The organism is Roseateles noduli (assembly GCF_050626985.1).
GTDB lineage: Bacteria > Pseudomonadota > Gammaproteobacteria > Burkholderiales > Burkholderiaceae_C > Roseateles > Roseateles noduli_A.
Genome location: NZ_CP192463.1, coordinates 4227570 through 4244219, shown reverse-complemented (window position 1 = coordinate 4244219; position 16650 = coordinate 4227570). Strand labels below are relative to the sequence as shown.

The following is a 16650-nucleotide window of genomic DNA, read 5'->3' as shown; positions in this document are numbered from 1 at the left end:
GGTCCCGCCGCGGCGCCTGTCGTGGGTCGACCCCTTTTGGGGATCGATGTTGCGCGCCGATTCTAGATTCCGGTTGACGTTTACGTAAACGAGAGATGACCGGGGTTGTTCACCCGCGAAGGGCGGGGAATCCCTAGGGTGTCGGGGAATTTGGCCGACGGAGGCGACGCGAGCGGCCCAGCGCGAGCAGCGCCAGCCCGAGGGCCATCAGCGCCCAGGTGCGCGGTTCGGGGACCGTCGCCGCAGCCAGCGAGGCGGCGTAGTTGATGCCGACGTCGTTGAAGGCGGTCACGTCCGCCATCGGGCGGCCCTGCGCATCGGTGACGCCGACGATCCCGTCCCAGCCGAAGCTGTGGGAGAAGTCGGTCAGCCCGGCGCCCCAGGCGGTGATGCGCGAGTCGGTGTCGGTCAGGCCGACCACGGCCGTCGCATAGAGCGAGCTGCGCCACTGGATGTCGATCGCTTCGCCGAAGGTGACGGGCACGGTGTACGTGAAGGTGCCGACGCCATCGCCGGAGGCATAGCGGCTGCGCTCGCCGTTGTAGAAGTAGTTGACCTCGTAGCTGTCGACTCGGAACGGCGACGTGGTGGCCGCATTCAGCGTGAGCGCCGTCTGCCAGGAGGTCTCCCCGCCATAGACCCCGCCCGGCCCCTCCAGGACGGAGGCGTAGCCGTCGGGCCAGCGCACGCCGTCGACGACGATGCGGAAGCTCATCGTGCCGGTCGTCCCGGACACGCAGGCGGGGCAGGTGATCGCGAAGTGGTCGCTCCATCCGCCTCCCACCACCGCGGAGCCCACGGCGACGCCGGAGCCGTCGCGGCTGTCGAGGAAAGCGCTGGCCTGCGCCTTCAGGCGCGCGTTGCCATAGGTGAATTCGCCGCGCGCCTGGGCCTGCGCGACGCTGCTGTGGCCCGGCGCCTCGCCGTCGGCGGCGGTCACGACTTGGGCGAAGAGCGGTGATTCGGCGAAGCGCTCCTCCAGCCGCCGCTCGTCCTGCTCGGAACTCGTGCGGCTGATGCCGTTGCCCCAGGTCCAGAAGTTGGCACCCTGCGCGCCCGCGGCGGTGCCGATCAGCAGCGCGGCCAGCGCGCCTTGGCGCCATGCGGTGGCGGGGTTCACGCGCAGAGCTCCGGCGCACGGCCGCGCCCGCGCGCGGTCCGTCCCCACGCGCCCATCGCCAGCAGGCCGAGGGCCATCAGCGCCCAGGTGCCGGGTTCTGGCACGGCGGCGGCCGCGGCTGCGGCGAACGAATACCGGTAGTCGATGCCCGCGGCGTTCAGCGCGGTGAATTCGCGCAACGGCACGCCGTTCGAATCGACCACGCCGTCGAAGCCGTCCCAGAACGTGGAGCGGGAGAGGTCCGCGGTCGACATCGCCCAACCGTCGACCGAAGGCTGGCTCTGTTCCGACACGACGGCCATCACGCCGGCGCTGCTGTGCAGCTCGAGGTGGATGGGCTGGCCGAAGATGAAGAACACCGTCATGTGGCGATAGCCTGGGCCGAACGACGCATCGCCAAAGGTCTCGGTGTAGTCGTTGTAGAGGATGTCCATCCGCTGCCCGCCCTCGAACACGCGGCCGGGGTTGTTCGGCGGGAAGGGCTCGCCGTGGGGCCAGTCAGGCGGTGGCGTGTCCCAGGGCACGCCTTCGGCTTCGACGCTGACCCCGGCGCCGCGGTCGACATAACCGGCATGGAGCGCGTCGGGGCTGTCCACACCGCCGGCCAGGTGCGTGACGCCGTCGACGTAGACCCGCGCCGAGAAGTAGCCGAGCGTGCCGGCCACGCAGCCGTCGCAGTCGATCACGAAGCTGTCGCGGCTGATGGCCGACGACGAGCCCCAGGCCTGCGCCGCCTGTTCCGGCACGGTCGTCGACAGCTGGCTCGCGCCCTGCGCGAACGCCTGGGCGTAGCCGTAGCCGGCGCGTCCCCAGGTCGAGAGCTGCACGCTGCCCGCGAGGTCGGCGGTCTGCGCCATCTGCGACAGCGCGCCGTCGACGCGCACGTTGCGCAGGCTGCCTTCGCGCGTCTGGGTCAGCTGCTGCCCCGCGAGCGAGGTCGTGAGCGTCTGGCTGGTGAGGAACTCCGGTGCCTGAGCTTGCGCCAGCATCGGCGCCCCTGCGATGGGAATGGCGATGGCGCCAACGGACAACGCCGTCGTCAGCGCCGATCGCGCATGGCGACGCAAGCGCCAGCCCAGCATCGCCAGCCCGGCGGCCATCAGCGCCCAGGTGCCCGGCTCCGGCACGGCGGCCGCGTTGGCGAACGATCGCGCGTAGTCGACGCCCACCGCGTTCAGCGCGGTGAAGCCGTTGACCGCGTTGCCCTGCGCGTCGAACACGCTGGTGATGCCGTCCCAGTACATGCTGCGCGTCGCATCGGTCTCCATCGCGCCGTGTCCGCTGAACGGCGTGGTGTTCTCGCCGGTGTAGACGCCGCCGAGCACCGCCGCGCGCAGACTCATGTCGAGGTGGATCTCCTCGCCGAAGACGAAGTCGATCGACAGCTCCTGCAGTCCCGCCGACACGCGCGGGCTTTCCTCGATGCCGGGAACGTCGTTGTGCAGCGTGTCGAGGCGGTAGTACTCGAGCGATTTCTGGCCGGGATTCGGCGGCCCGGGGATGTCGGGCGGCGTCGGATCGGGCACGCCCTCGGCGCGGATCTGGAAGCCGGTCGACCAGTTGGTGTCGGCGAGGTAGCCGCCGGTCGGCGTCGGCGACTGGCCCAGTCCGCCATTGCGCGCCGTGGCGGCGTCGAAGTAGACGCGGAAACTCATCGATCCCGAGGTTCCCGCCGCGCAGCCTCCGCATTGGATGATGAAGCTGTCGGTGAGGGAGACGGTGATGTCCCCGCGCACGTAGGTGCCCTGATCCGGTCCCTGCGCCATGAGCGACGTCGAGCCCTTGGCGTAGGACTGCAGATGACCGTAGCGCGCCGCGCCCCAGCCTTCGACGCGGGCATCGGAGGACAGCGCGGCGTCGCTGAATCCGATCGCATCGTTGAACCGCCGCACTTCGCCGGGGGACAAGGCGCCGCTCTCCTGGCCGCTCCGACCGGTCGCGCCAGGCGCCCCGAGGTCGTAGCTGTAGCCGACGGAGAAGGACTGGGCCTGAGCGGTGCCCGCCAGGCCCACGAGTCCAAGGCCGGCGATGCCCCCGAAGGCCGCGAGCAGTCTGCGGAGGGCCGGCGCGCGGACACGCCGCTCATGCCGCTCACACCGCTCACGCCGGCGCCGAGCGATCAGTGCCAGCAGCCCCAGGCCGACCGCCATCAACGCCCAGGTCCCCGGCTCGGGCACGACGACGGCGAACGACCGCGCGAAGTCGACGCCACCGGGATTGAAGGCGGTGTAGCCGGCGACGTTCAGCCCGTTGTTGTCCAGCACCGAGGTGATGCCGTTCCAGTACGCATCGTCGGGCCCGACCTGCATGGCGAGCGCGGCCCAGGTGGTGGCGTCGTGCGGCAGGGCCTGACCGGTGCCGCCGGAGAAGCCCAGCGTCATGTTCCAGACGAAGTGGATGGGCTCGCCGAAGAGGAAGTCCAGCGTCATCGTCTGCAGGCCGGCCGCCGAGCCGGTGACGGTGGTGGTGAGCGCCCCCCGGTCGAACTGGTGTTCGGTACGTGTGAACAGCTGCGTGTAGACGTCCTGCCCCTGGCCGTCCCGGATGCCGTCCGCGTGGGTGATCAGGGTGCTGCTCCAGATCGAGTAGCCGCCGTAGTTGCCCGCGGAAGTGCCCGCGATCTGTCCGCCGGTCCAGTCCACGCGCGCGTCCGCCTGCAGTGCCAGCGTCAGCGATCCGCGTGTGCCGGCCACGCAGGTGGGACAGGTGACGACGAAACTGTCGATCGTGTAGCCGGTCACCTGACTGTCGGTGAACATGAGTGCGGATGCGCCGGCGCTCGCCGTGATCATGCCGGCGGAGACATCGAACGTCATGGCACCCGGCCGCATGAAGCCCCGGGTCCGGGAGAAGCCGCTCGTGACGAAGCCGGGGCCCGATTCCAGCGTCGCGCTCGACGTCGAGACGACGCCGGGACTCGTCGACGACGCATCGGCGTCGGAAACGTTGGTCGTCAGGCCGATGGACCGGCTCTCCGCGGTGAGCGAGTTCTCCGCGGCGACGACCGAGGCCGGCAGACCGAGCAGGCCCGCGATCACTGCGACGATCGATCCGACCTTCGTGCCGGTGTGATGACGGGTCATGGCTTCTCCCTGAACCGCGCAGCCTGGCGCGGTTGTCGCGACGGTAGTCCGACATGCCCGTCGGCGGAGCCCCCGGAAAGAACGACGATGGGCACGTGGCCTGCACCCCCATGGGAGCGCCGATTGCTCGCGGTCCGCGCGCGACGAGGCACGGAACTTGCGCGTTGCCCGGCGTGAAGCCGCCGCCCGCCCCCGATGCCAGCCCGCCGCCCGCGCATGCCGCGCATGCCGGCTTGCGCGTGCTGCTCATCGACGACGGCGCCCATCGCGTCGACCTGCTGCGCGACGAACTGGTGCGCCAGGGCTGCGAGGTCGTCGGCGTCATCGAGCAGGCCACGCTGATCCACGACTGCGTGCTGCGCCTGCAGCCGGACGTCGTCATCGTCGATGCCGAGTCCCCCACGCGCGACACGCTGGAGAACCTCGCCACGCTGTCGACGAAGATGCCGCGCCCCGTGGTCATCTTCGCGGAGGACGAGGACCGCGCCCCGATGCGCCGCGCGATCCAGGCCGGCGTCAGCGCGTATGTGGTGGCGGGGCTGCAGACGCAGCGGCTCGCCCCGGTGCTGCACGTGGCGATCGCGCGCTTCGAGCAGGACTTCGCGCTGCGCGAGGAGCTCAGCAAGACGCAGGCGCAACTGGCCTCGCGCAAGCTCGTCGACAAGGCCAAGGGCATCCTGATGCGCGAGCAGGGCCTGGACGAGGACCAGGCCTATCAGCGCCTGCGCAAGCTCGCGATGGACCGCGGCGAGGCGCTCGCGCAGGTCGCCCGCCGCGTGATCGACGCGCACGACCTGCTGCGCGGTTGAGCGTCATCGCACTCACCTCGCGCGCGACCTGCCGGAGGACCCGATGCACCACCTCGTGCACCGCGACGGCGCATGGATGCCGCCAGACAGTGCATCGCGGGGCGCTTGCGCGATGAGGCCCTGCGCGCTTCCCTCTGGGCGGCGTCGCCTCGAGCTCGTGGCACGCTTCCTGCAATGTCCTGCTCAAGCCCCCGCAACGGCGTGGGGGCCGTCTGGAAGATTTGGGCAAAGGCGTCCGATCGGTTCCGCTTCGACGAAGCGGGACGGTCGCGACGCCTTTTTTGTTTTTCCCCCGGAGGTCTTGAATGCAACACGGTTCCCAGGAGGGTCTGATGAGCGCTGAGCGTCGCAAGCTGCTCGCCACCGGCGCGGCGCTGGGCGGGCTGTCCGCGCTGCCGGGCGGCGGCGCGTTCGCCGCCGGCTCCGACAAGCCGGAGAAGGAGGAGGTCCGCATCGGCTTCATCCCGCTGACCGACTGCGCGTCGGTGGTGATGGCCGCCGCGCTGGGCTTCGACAAGAAGTACGGCATCAAGATCATCCCGACCAAGGAAGCCTCCTGGGCCGGCGTGCGCGACAAGCTCGTCAACGGCGAGCTCGACATGGCGCACGTGCTCTACGGCCTGATCTACGGCGTGCAGCTGGGCGTGGCCGGTCCGAAGAAGGACATGGCCGTGCTGATGACCCTGAACAACAACGGCCAGGCGATCACGCTGTCGAAGAAGCTGGCCGAGGCCGGCGCGGTGGACGCGGCCTCGCTGGCCAAGGTCATGAAGAAGGACAAGCGCGACTACACCTTCGCGCAGACCTTCCCGACCGGCACGCACGCGATGTGGATCTACTACTGGCTGGCCGCCGCGGGCGTGAACCCGATGAAGGAGGCCAAGGTCATCACCGTGCCGCCGCCGCAGATGGTGGCCAACATGCGCGTGGGCAACATGGACGGCTTCTGCGTCGGCGAGCCCTGGAACCACCGCGCCATCATCGACGGCATCGGCATCACCGCCGCCACGACGCAGGACATCTGGAAGGACCATCCGGAGAAGGTGCTCGGCACCACCGGCGACTTCGTCAAGAAGTACCCCAACACCGCGCGCGCCGTGATCATGGCGGTGCTCGAGGCCAGCCGCTGGATCGACGCCAGCCTGTCCAACAAGCAGAAGATGGCCGAGACCATCGCCGACAAGGCCTACGTCAACACCAGCGTCGACGCGATCAACCAGCGCATCCTGGGCCGGTACCAGAACGGCCTGGGCAAGACCTGGGACGACCCCAACTACATGAAGTTCTTCAACGACGGCCAGGTCAACTTCCCCTGGCTGTCCGACGGCATGTGGTTCCTGACGCAGCACAAGCGCTGGGGACTGATCAAGGAACACCCGGACTACCTGGGCGTCGCGCGCCAGGTGAACCAGATCGAGCTCTACAAGCAGGCGGCATCGGCGCTCGGCGTGTCGGTGCCGAAGGAGACGATGCGCTCGGCGAAGCTGTTCGACGGCGTCGTCTGGGACGCCAAGGATCCCGCCAAGTACGCGGACTCCTTCAAGGTCCGCGCATGACGGGCTTCCTCACCTCTCCCTTCTGATCGATGCAGGAGTCCGCCATGGTCAGTGCCGTTTTTCATTCCCCCGGCGATGCGAACAGCGAGCCGGTCACCGTCTCCGTCGCGACGCCCTTGCCGCTGGCGCGCGACGCGGCCAACGAGCCGGTCGCCAAGGCGGAGCCCGTGCGGCCGCCGCGCGCCGGCATCGACTGGCGCGCCGTCTGGATGCGCGTGCTGCCGCCGGTGTGCGGCCTGGGCCTGCTCTGGCTGGTCTGGTACGTCGCGACGATGAAGGGCGGCGAGTTCCCGACGCCGGGCGCGACCTGGGACGCCGCGGTCAAGCTGTTCGCCGATCCGTTCTATCGCAACGGGCCGAACGATCAGGGCATCGGCTGGAACATCCTGAACTCGCTGCAGCGGGTGGCGCTGGGCTTCGGTCTCGCGGCGGCGGTCGGCATCCCGCTGGGCTTCATCATCGGCCGCTTCGAATTCGCGAGCCGCATGCTGTCGCCGCTGATCAGCCTGCTCAAGCCGGTGTCGCCGCTGGCGTGGCTGCCGATCGGGCTGCTGGTGTTCAAGAGCGCCAACCCGGCGGCGATCTGGACCATCTTCATCTGCTCGATCTGGCCGATGGTCGTCAACACCGCGGTCGGCGTGCAGCGCGTGCCGCAGGACTACCTCAACGTCGCCCGCGTGCTGCGCCTGTCCGAATGGAAGCTGGTGACGCGCATCCTCTTCCCCGCCGTGCTGCCCTACATGCTGACCGGCGTGCGGCTGTCCGTCGGCACCGCGTGGCTGGTGATCGTCGCGGCCGAGATGCTGACCGGCGGCGTCGGCATCGGCTTCTGGATCTGGGACGAGTGGAACAACCTCAACGTGCAGCACATCCTCATCGCGATCTTCGTGATCGGGATCGTGGGCTTGTTGCTGGAGTGGTTCCTGATGGCCCTCGCCAAGCGCTTTTCCTTCGATGACTAGGCCCACCCCCTACCGGCTTCGCCGGCCCCCTCAAGGGGGCGAGCCCGGTGGCCTGGCGGAGCCAGTTCCACGGGCGCCGCTTGATATCTCGGCCCGATCCCGGGCCTCTTGATCCGAGGAGACTTCGATGAGTCCGTTCATCCGTGTGCAGCAGGCCGAGATGGTTTTCACCAGCCGCAAGGGCCGCTTCCATGCGCTGCGCGAGATCGACCTCGACATCGCCAAGGGCGAGTTCGTGACGCTGATCGGCCATTCGGGCTGCGGCAAGTCGACGCTGCTGAACCTGATCGCCGGTCTGCTGCAGCCCACCGACGGCGGCCTGCTCTGCGACGGCCGCGAGATCGCCGGCCCCGGCCCCGAGCGCGCGGTCGTGTTCCAGAACCACTCGCTGCTGCCGTGGCTGACCTGCTTCGACAACGTGCTGCTGGCGGTGGAGTCGGTCTTCGGCGGCCGCGAGCTGCGCCCGCGCCTGATGGCGCGCACCGAGGAGGCGCTGCACCTCGTCGGCATGAGCCACGCGATGTTCAAGCGTCCGCATGAGATCTCCGGCGGCATGAAGCAGCGCGTGGGCATCGCGCGGGCGCTGGCGATGGAGCCCAAGGTGCTGCTGATGGACGAGCCCTTCGGCGCGCTGGACGCGCTGACGCGCGCGCACCTGCAGGACGAGCTGCTGAAGATCGTCGCCGCGACGCACAGCACGGTGGTCATGGTCACGCACGACGTGGACGAGGCGGTGCTCCTGTCCGACCGCATCGTCATGATGACCAACGGCCCGGCGGCCACGATCGGCGAGATCCTGCCCGTCACGCTGCCGCGGCCGCGCGACCGCGTCGCGCTCGCCGAGGACCCGACCTACGTCCATGCGCGCAAGGCGGTGATCGACTTCCTCTACACGCGGCATCGGCACGTCGAGGCCAAGGCCGCCTGATCCCGAGCGCTCCGTTCCTCGCCGGGGCCTTCGCGGCCCGGCGTCGCGGAGCCCTGTCCGAAGGAGACTCCCATGACCACGATTTCCGAGACGACATCAGCGACCACAACCGCGACAACAGCCGCGACAACAGCCGCGACCGCAGCCGCTGCCGCACCGGCCAGGACGCGCCAGCGGCTGGTGATGGTGGGCAACGGCATGGCCGGCGTGCGCACGCTCGAGGAGCTGTTGAAGATCTCGCCCGATCTCTACGACATCACCGTCTTCGGCGCGGAGCCGCATCCGAACTACAACCGCATCCTGCTGAGTCCGGTGCTCGCCGGCGAGCAGACGCTGGACGAGATCGTCCTGAATCCGCTGTCCTGGTACGACGAGCACGGCATCACCTTGCACCTCGGCAAGATGGTGACGACGATCGACCGGATCAAGCGCAAGGTCATCGCCGACGACGGCACGGAAGCCGAGTACGACCGCCTGCTGATCGCCACCGGCTCCACGCCCTTCATCCTGCCGGTGCCGGGCAAGGAACTGGCGGGCGTGATCGCCTACCGCGACATCGCCGACACGAACGCGATGATCGAAGCGGCGACGAAGTACCGCCACGCCGTCGTCATCGGCGGCGGGCTGCTGGGCCTGGAGGCGGCGAACGGCCTGATGCTGCGCGGCATGCAGGTCACGGTCATCCACATTGCCGGCTGGCTGATGGAGCGCCAGCTCGACGACCAGGCCGGCGAGCTGCTGCGCAAGTCGCTGCAGGAACGCGGCCTGCGCTTCCGGATGGGCGCGCAGACGGAGGCGCTGATCGGCGACAAGGACGGACGGGTGATGGCCGTGCGTTTCAAGGACGGCGAGGAGATCCCCGCCGACCTCGTCGTGATGGCCGCCGGCATCCGCCCCAACACCGCGCTGGCCGAGCGCGCCGGCCTGCACTGCCATCGCGGCATCGTCGTCACCGACACGCTGCAGACGGTCACCGATCCCCGCGTGTACGCCGTCGGCGAGTGCGCCGCGCACCGCGGCATCGCCTACGGTCTCGTCGCGCCGCTGTTCGAGCAGGGCAAGGTCTGCGCGAACCACCTGGCACAGTTCGGCATCGGCCGCTACCTCGGCAGCCAGACCAGCACCAAGCTGAAGGTCACCGGCATCGACCTGTTCTCGGCCGGCGACTTCATGGGCGGCGAGGGCACCGAGGAGATCGTGATGAGCGATCCCTTCGCCGGCGTCTACAAGAAGCTCGTCATCAAGGAGGACCAGCTGGTCGGCGCCTGCCTGTACGGCGACACCGTCGACGGCAGCTGGTACTTCAAGCTGCTGCGCGAGGGCCGCAAGATCGGCGACATCCGGGACAAGCTGATGTTCGGCGAGAGCAACATCGGCGACGTCGGCCACCAGGGGCATAGCAAGGCGGCCGCGATGGCCGACAGCGACGAGGTCTGCGGCTGCAACGGCGTCACCAAGGGCGCCGTCTGCAAGGCGATCAAGGAGAAGGGCCTGTTCACGCTGGAGGAGGTGCGCAAGCACACCAAGGCCAGCGCGAGCTGCGGCTCCTGCACGGGGCTGGTCGAGCAGCTGCTGATGTTCACGGCCGGCGGCGACTACTCCTCGGCGCCGAAGAAGAAGGCGATCTGCGGCTGCACCGACCTCAGCCACCAGGAGGTGCGCGACGCCATCTTCGACCAGCACCTGATCAAACTCGGCGACGTCTACGAACGCCTGGGCTGGAAGACGCCCAACGGCTGCGCGACCTGCCGGCCGGCGCTCAACTACTACCTGATCTCGTCGTGGCCCAAGGAGGCCGTCGACGATCCGCAGTCGCGCTTCATCAACGAGCGCAGTCACGCGAATATCCAGAAGGACGGGACCTACTCGGTGATCCCGCGGATGTGGGGCGGGGAGACGACCGCCGATGAGCTGCGCCGGATCGCCGACGCAGTCGACAAGTACAAGATCCCGACGGTGAAGGTGACCGGCGGCCAGCGCATCGACCTGCTGGGCGTGCGCAAGGAGGATCTGGTCGACGTCTGGCGCGACATCGGCATGCCCAGCGGCCATGCCTACGCCAAGGCGCTGCGCACGGTGAAGACCTGCGTCGGCTCCGAGTGGTGCCGCATGGGCACGCAGGACAGCACGCAGATGGGCAAGGACCTGGAGCGCGCGATGTGGCGGATGTATGCGCCGCACAAGGTCAAGTTCGCCGTCAGCGGCTGCCCGCGCAACTGCGCCGAGGCCGGTATCAAGGACGTCGGCATCATCGGCGTGGACTCCGGCTGGGAGATGTACGTCGCCGGCAACGGCGGCATCAAGACCGAGGTGGCGCACTTCCTGGTCAAGCTCAAGACCTCGGAAGAGGTCATGGAATACACCGGCGCCTTCATGCAGCTCTACCGCAAGGAGGGCTGGTACCTCGAACGCACCGTGCACTACGTGAGCCGCGTGGGCCTGGACCATGTGAAACGCCGCATCCTCGACGACGCCGAGGGGCGCAAGGCGCTGTGGGCCGAGCTGCAGTTCGCGCTCGACGGCGAGCCGGATCCGTGGTTCGAGTTCGCCAAGGCCCAGGTCGACGTGCGCCAGTTCGAGCCGGTCGCCACCGTTCAAGCGTGAGGAACACCCCATGACGAACTGGATCTCCGTCTGCACCGTGGCCGACATCCCCGTGCTGGGCTCGCGACGCGTCGCCCGTGAAAAGGGCCCGCAGGTCGCGCTGTTCCGCACCGCCGACGACCGCGTGCATGCGCTGCTCGATCGCTGCCCCCACAAGGCGGGGCCGCTCAGCCAGGGCATCGTCTTCGGCAATGCGGTCGCGTGTCCGCTGCACAACTGGACCATCGCGCTGGAGAACGGCTGCGCCCGCGAGCCGGATGAAGGCCGCACGCCGGTCTTCCAGGTGAAGGTCGAGGACGGCGTCGTGCTGCTGGACCGCGACGAACTGGACACGGTCGGCATCGATCTGCCGCCTGTGAAGGCCGGCCCCTGCACCCGGGTGGCCTGCTGAGAGGCCGGTGGCGATGAGCCCGGACGTCCGCACCACGCGCTCGACCTGCCCGTACTGCGGCGTGGGCTGCGGCGTGCTGATCGACGCGACGGGGGACGGCGCGGACGCCCGGATCGTCGGCGTGCGCGGCGATCCGGCGCATCCGGCCAACTTCGGTCGGCTCTGCACCAAGGGCTCGACCTTGCACATGACCGCGACGCCGATGGTGCGCGCGCAGCAGCGCCTGCTGCAGCCGGCATGGCGGGCGACGCGCGACGCGCCGCTCCAGCCGATGGCCTGGGACACGACGACGCAGCGTCTTGCCGATCGATTGCTGGCGATCCGGGCGGAGCACGGCCCGGACGCGATCGGCCTCTACATCTCGGGCCAGTTGCTGACCGAGGACTACCACGCGTTCAACAAGCTGGCGCGCGGGCTAATCGGCACCAACAACATCGACAGCAACTCGCGGCTGTGCATGAGCTCGGCGGTCGTGGGCTACAAGCAGTCGCTGGGCGCGGACGCGCCGCCCACCTGCTACGACGACCTGGAGCGGACGGACTGCCTGTTCATCGCCGGCGCCAACACGGCGTGGGCGCATCCGATCCTTTTCCGCCGCATCGAGGCGGCGCGCGCCGCGCGGCCGGCGATGAAGATCATCGTCGTCGACCCGCGCCGCACCGAGACCGCCGAGTTCGCCGACCTGCATCTGGCGCTGAAGCCCGGCAGCGACATCGCGCTGTTCCACGGGATGCTGCACGCGGCGATCTGGGAGGGCTGGATCGACGCCGCGTTCATCGAGCGGCACACGAGCGGCTTCGACGCGTTGAAGGCGCTGGTGCGCACGATGACGCCGGCCGAGTCGGCGCGGCTGACCGGGATGAAGGAAACGGACATCCTGCAGGCGGCGCAGTGGTTCGCCCGGTCGCCGTCGACGCTGTCGCTGTACTGCATGGGCCTGAACCAGAGCAGCAGCGGCGCGGCGAAGAATACGGCGCTGATCAACCTGCATCTCGCGACCGGCCAGATCGGTCGGGCGGGCGCGGGGCCGTTCTCGCTCACGGGCCAGCCGAATGCGATGGGCGGCCGCGAAAGCGGCGGCATGGCGACGCTGCTGCCGGGTCATCGCGACCCGGGCAACGCCGCGCATCGTGCGGAGGTGGCGGCGCTGTGGGGCGTTGACGCCTTGCCGGAGCGGGCGGGCAAGACGGCGGTCGAGCTGTTCCAGGCGGCGGCGCGCGGCGAGCTCAAGGCGCTGTGGATCGCGTGCACGAATCCGGCGCAGTCGATGCCCGACCAGGCGCTGGTGCGCGCGGCGCTGGAACGCTGCGAGCTGGTGATCCTCCAGGAAGCTTTCGCGGGCACGGCGACGGCGGCGTTCGCCGACGTGGTGCTGCCGGCGGCGACCTGGGCGGAGAAGGAAGGCACGGTCACCAACAGTGAGCGCCGCATCAGCCGCGTGCGTGCGGCGCTGCCGGCGGCCGGCGGGTCGCGCGCCGACTGGCGCATCGTGCGGGACGTGGCGCGTCGCATGGAGGCGGCGCTGCGACCGGGGCAGGCCTCGCTTTTCGCCTGGGACCGGGAGGAGCAGCTCTGGCTGGAGCATCGCGAGGCGACGCTCGGACGGGACCTGGACATCGGCGGTTTGAGCTACCCGATGCTGGAAGAGGCACCCCGCCAGTGGCCCTGGCCCGCGGGCGCGAACGCGGCGACGACGAGGCTCTACGAGGACGGCGAGTTCGCTCACCCCGACGGCCGGGCGCGCTTCATCACGAAGCCCTTCGCGCCGACTGCGGAGGTGCAGGACGCCAGGTTCCCGATGGCGCTGAGCACCGGACGTCTGCGTGACCAGTGGCACGGCATGAGTCGGAGCGGCACCGTCGCCAGGCTCTTCGCCGGCGAGCCGGTCCCGGCGGTGACGATGCACCCGCAGGACATCGACCGGCGCGGCTTGACGGCCGCTTCGCTGGTCCGCGTGCGGTCGCGGCGCGGCGAACTGATCGTGCCGCTGCGCGCGGACGAGGGCGTCGGCGCGCAACAGGCGTGGCTGCCCATGCACTGGGGCAGCGAATTCCTCGGCGGGCGCGGCCTGTCGGGCATCAATGCGCTGACACAGCCGGCGTACTGCCCGGATGCGCGGCAGCCGGAGCTCAAGTTCACCGCCGTGGCCGTCGAGGCCGTCCACCTGCCGTGGCGTGTCTTCGGCGCCGCATGGGTCGGCCCGGGCGAGGGCGCGGCGCTGCGCAGCCAGCTTCGCGCGTTGATGGCGGAGGCGGATTACGCCTGCTGCCTGCCAGGCCCCGCGCAGGACGCGCAGGAAGGGTTGGATGAGCTGGAGGGATGGAGCCTGGAACTCGCCTTCGCGGAGCCGCCACCGGCACCGCTGGTGCAGGCACTGGCGGCGGTGCTGCAACTGAACGGCGTCGGTGTGTTGCGCTACGCCGATGGGCGCCGTGGGCGCAGTCGATCGTTGCGGCTCGACGGCGAAGGGACCGAGGCGAAGCTGCAGTCGCTGATGCGCGTCGGGGAGGGCGGCGAAGCGGCCTGGCTCGACACGCTCTGGCGCGAGCGTGCGCCGGTGGCGCCGTTCGGGCGCCGCCTGCTGGCGCCCGATGCGGCGTCGCCCGCCATGCCCGTCAGCCCGCAGATCTGCAACTGTTTCAACGTGCGGGAAGACGCCATCGGCGCCTGCCTCCGGCGACTGCCTGAGGGCTCGCCCGAAACCCGTCTCGCCGCGCTGCAGGGCGAGTTGCGCTGCGGCACGCAGTGCGGCTCCTGTCTGCCGGCGCTGCGTCGTCTCGTGCACACCGCGGCATCGGCCACAACGATGACCACGACGACGGCAGTCACAGCAACGACGGCAGCAACGACGGCCACGACAGCGACGGTCACGACAAGGTCGGACGCGGGAACTGCCACGCCGCTGTCGCCGCCGATCCTGGTCATGCCTGTCTCGAACGAAGTGAAGGAACCGACATGAACCCGATCGACAGCGCGATCGACAGCCCGATCGGTGCCCCGATCGCCCGCCCGCCGTGTGTCTCCCTCGTCGGCGCGGGACCCGGTGACCCGGAACTGCTCACGGTCAAGGCGCTCAAGCGGCTGCAGCAGGCGGAGGTCGTGCTGACGGACGATCTCGTCGACAAGCGTGTGCTGGCGTGTCTGCCGACCTCCGCGCGCGTGTTGCGCGTGGGCAAGCGCGGCGGTTGCGTGTCGACGGAGCAGCGCTTCATCCACGAACTGATGATCCGCGAGGCCAGGGCCGGCGCGCGCGTCGTTCGCTTGAAGGGCGGCGACCCGTTCGTGTTCGGACGCGGTGGGGAGGAAGTCGACGCGTTGCGCGAGGCGGGGATCGAGGTCGAGGTGATCAACGGCCTGTCCGCCGGGCTGGCGGCGCCGGCGTCGGTCGGCGTGCCGGTCACGGACCGGCGTTGCACGCCGGGCGTGGCCTTCGTGACCGGGCACAACGGCGAGCACGGCGTCGCGCCGGACTGGGCGGCGCTGGCGCGCAGCCGGCTCACGCTGGTCGTGTACATGGGTCTGACGCGTGCCGCGGTCATCGCTCAGTCGCTGCAGGACGGCGGACTGGCCGCCGGCACGCCGGCGGTGATCGTCAGCGCCGCGCACACGCCGCGTCAGCGCGAGTGCTTCACGACGCTCGCCGACCTGCCTGCCGCGATCGAGCGCGAAGGTCTGCCGAGTCCGGCGCTGCTGGTCATCGGCGACGTGGTGGCGCTGTCGCCGCAATGGCGAACGGACCTGGGCCTCGAGGGCTCGACGTCCGCCCCGGATGAAGCGGCCGCCGTGTCCGTCAGGGCTGCAACGGCCGCGACGGCCGCAATGGCCGATGACATCGATGACTCACGCGTCGCCGCGCGCTTCCAGGCGGCGTAGTCTGAGCATGATCAGCATGCCGACGGTGAGCACGGCTGCGGTCAGCCACAGCGACGCGCTGTAGCTGCCGCTGGCCTGCGCCATTGCGCCCGCGAGCGCAGGCGCGGTGACCTGCGCGACGCCGTAGCTCAGGGTGAGACGCGCCATCGCCTTGCCGGGATTGCCGGGCGAGCGCCGTCCCACGAGCGCGAGCGTGAGGCTCACCAGTCCGATGAAGGTCGCCCCGTAGAGCAGCGCGCCGGTGAGCGCGGCGGCGAGGCCGCCGGACAGCATGGGCAGGACGACGGAGACGATCTGCAGCGCGAAGGCGGCGAGCAGCGCGTTGAGATCGCCGAAGCGGCGGGCGACGCGGTCCCACAGGAACACGGCTGGCGTGGCGGAGAGTCCGACCAGCAGCCACGCCCAGGGGCCCTGACCGTGAAGCAGCGGCTGGCGCTCGACGATGGTCACGGTGAACGTGGCGCTGATGACGAAGCCCCAACCGGCGCAGAAGTAGCCGGCGATCATCCAGCGCATCCACCGGGCGCTGGGCGCGCCGGCTGCGAACGTCGCGGTCGCGGGGGGCGGCACGGGCGGACGCCACCACCAGGTGATCGCGAGCAGCGGCACGCCGATGACGACGAAGCCCCACCAGTGGCCGGCCCAGTCGAGCGCGAGCCGGTCCATCGCCATGGCGCCGATCGCTGAGACGACGATGCCCAGGCCCAGTCCCATGAAGTGGACGCCGAGTTCGGGGCGTCTGCCGGCGCGCATCAGGAAGCCCAGCACGAGGCCGGAGCCGAGCAGCATGCCGGCGGCGCCGCTGAGGCCGCCGAGGTAGCGGGAGACCGCCCACAGCGCCAGGTTGGGCGCGAGCGGCATCAGCGCGGTGGCGACGAGGCCGAGCAGCATGCCCCAGAAGTACAGCCGCGAGCGCCAGCGCGGATCGTCGATGAGCGCGGCGAGGACGGCGCCGCTCATGTAGCCGGCGTAGTTGACGGCGGCGAGCGTGCCGCCCATCGCGTCGCCGAGCGCGGCCTGCTGCTGCATCAACGGCAGCACCGGCGTGTAGGCGAAGCGCGCCAGGCCGATGCTCAGGATCAGACCGGCGATGCCGCCGGTGGAGACTTGCCAGGGATGGAGGGGACTGGCGCTGCGCATCGCTCACGAATCGATGAAGGAGGTCAGTCGCGACTAAGGCATTGCGTCATGTCACGACGCTCATGAATCACGTCGATCACGCGTACATGATCTTCGGTCTCAACATAGAAGACCTCCTGAGGGGACTTGTGCCCAACGCGCCAATTCGTCGGGCAATCCGAGGTTAAGAGTAGCCATCGTGGCG

The 16650-nt window shown here is 69.8% G+C and carries 11 protein-coding genes; 8 read left to right on the top strand and 3 right to left on the bottom strand.

Features of this window, described 5'->3' with window-relative positions; all coding sequences use genetic code 11:
* Positions 1-133: 133 nt before the first annotated feature.
* Together ACQ4L4_RS18500 and ACQ4L4_RS18495 are read right to left on the bottom strand one after the other, a co-directional pair.
* Positions 134-1120, bottom strand: coding sequence for a PEP-CTERM sorting domain-containing protein (locus ACQ4L4_RS18500; RefSeq protein WP_431100384.1), 987 nt, complete (start codon positions 1118-1120; stop codon positions 134-136).
* On the bottom strand, positions 1117-4203 hold the full coding sequence (locus tag ACQ4L4_RS18495; protein ID WP_431100383.1) for a PEP-CTERM sorting domain-containing protein: 3087 nt from the start codon (positions 4201-4203) through the stop codon (positions 1117-1119). The genes ACQ4L4_RS18500 and ACQ4L4_RS18495 overlap by 4 nt, the downstream gene beginning before the upstream one ends.
* 173 nt (positions 4204-4376) lie before the next feature.
* Between ACQ4L4_RS18495 and ACQ4L4_RS18490 the strand changes: the two genes are divergently transcribed.
* The 8 genes from ACQ4L4_RS18490 (at position 4377) to cobA (ending at position 15326) form a co-directional block, all read left to right on the top strand.
* Positions 4377-5012: an ANTAR domain-containing response regulator gene (locus ACQ4L4_RS18490; protein ID WP_431100382.1), complete on the top strand. Its 636-nt coding sequence runs from the start codon at positions 4377-4379 to the stop codon at positions 5010-5012.
* A 332-nt stretch (positions 5013-5344) separates the two neighbouring features.
* Positions 5345-6568: a CmpA/NrtA family ABC transporter substrate-binding protein gene (locus ACQ4L4_RS18485; protein WP_431100380.1), complete on the top strand. Its 1224-nt coding sequence runs from the start codon at positions 5345-5347 to the stop codon at positions 6566-6568.
* A gap of 44 nt (positions 6569-6612) precedes the next feature.
* Positions 6613-7530 (top strand): nitrate ABC transporter permease, encoded by a 918-nt coding sequence (gene ntrB, locus ACQ4L4_RS18480; protein WP_431100379.1) that lies wholly within the window; start codon positions 6613-6615, stop codon positions 7528-7530.
* Between the two features lie 127 nt (positions 7531-7657).
* Entirely contained in the window at positions 7658-8458 is an 801-nt protein-coding gene (locus tag ACQ4L4_RS18475) for an ABC transporter ATP-binding protein (protein ID WP_431100377.1), read from the top strand.
* Positions 8459-8641: 183 nt separating this feature from the next.
* Positions 8642-11062: a nitrite reductase large subunit NirB gene (gene nirB, locus ACQ4L4_RS18470; RefSeq protein ID WP_431104973.1), complete on the top strand. Its 2421-nt coding sequence runs from the start codon at positions 8642-8644 to the stop codon at positions 11060-11062.
* Positions 11063-11072: 10 nt separating this feature from the next.
* Positions 11073-11453, top strand: coding sequence for a nitrite reductase small subunit NirD (nirD, locus tag ACQ4L4_RS18465; RefSeq protein WP_377159815.1), 381 nt, complete (start codon positions 11073-11075; stop codon positions 11451-11453).
* A 13-nt stretch (positions 11454-11466) separates the two neighbouring features.
* Positions 11467-14412: a molybdopterin-dependent oxidoreductase gene (locus tag ACQ4L4_RS18460; RefSeq protein WP_431100374.1), complete on the top strand. Its 2946-nt coding sequence runs from the start codon at positions 11467-11469 to the stop codon at positions 14410-14412.
* Positions 14409-15326, top strand: a complete 918-nt coding sequence (gene cobA, locus ACQ4L4_RS18455) for a uroporphyrinogen-III C-methyltransferase (protein ID WP_431100373.1) — start codon at positions 14409-14411, stop codon at positions 15324-15326. Before ACQ4L4_RS18460 ends, cobA begins: the two co-directional genes overlap by 4 nt.
* On the opposite strand, the gene ACQ4L4_RS18450 is transcribed toward cobA, so the two are convergent.
* Positions 15294-16466: a YbfB/YjiJ family MFS transporter gene (locus tag ACQ4L4_RS18450; protein WP_431100372.1), complete on the bottom strand. Its 1173-nt coding sequence runs from the start codon at positions 16464-16466 to the stop codon at positions 15294-15296. The two genes, cobA and ACQ4L4_RS18450, sit on opposite strands and share 33 nt — an antisense overlap.
* Positions 16467-16650: the final 184 nt, after the last annotated feature.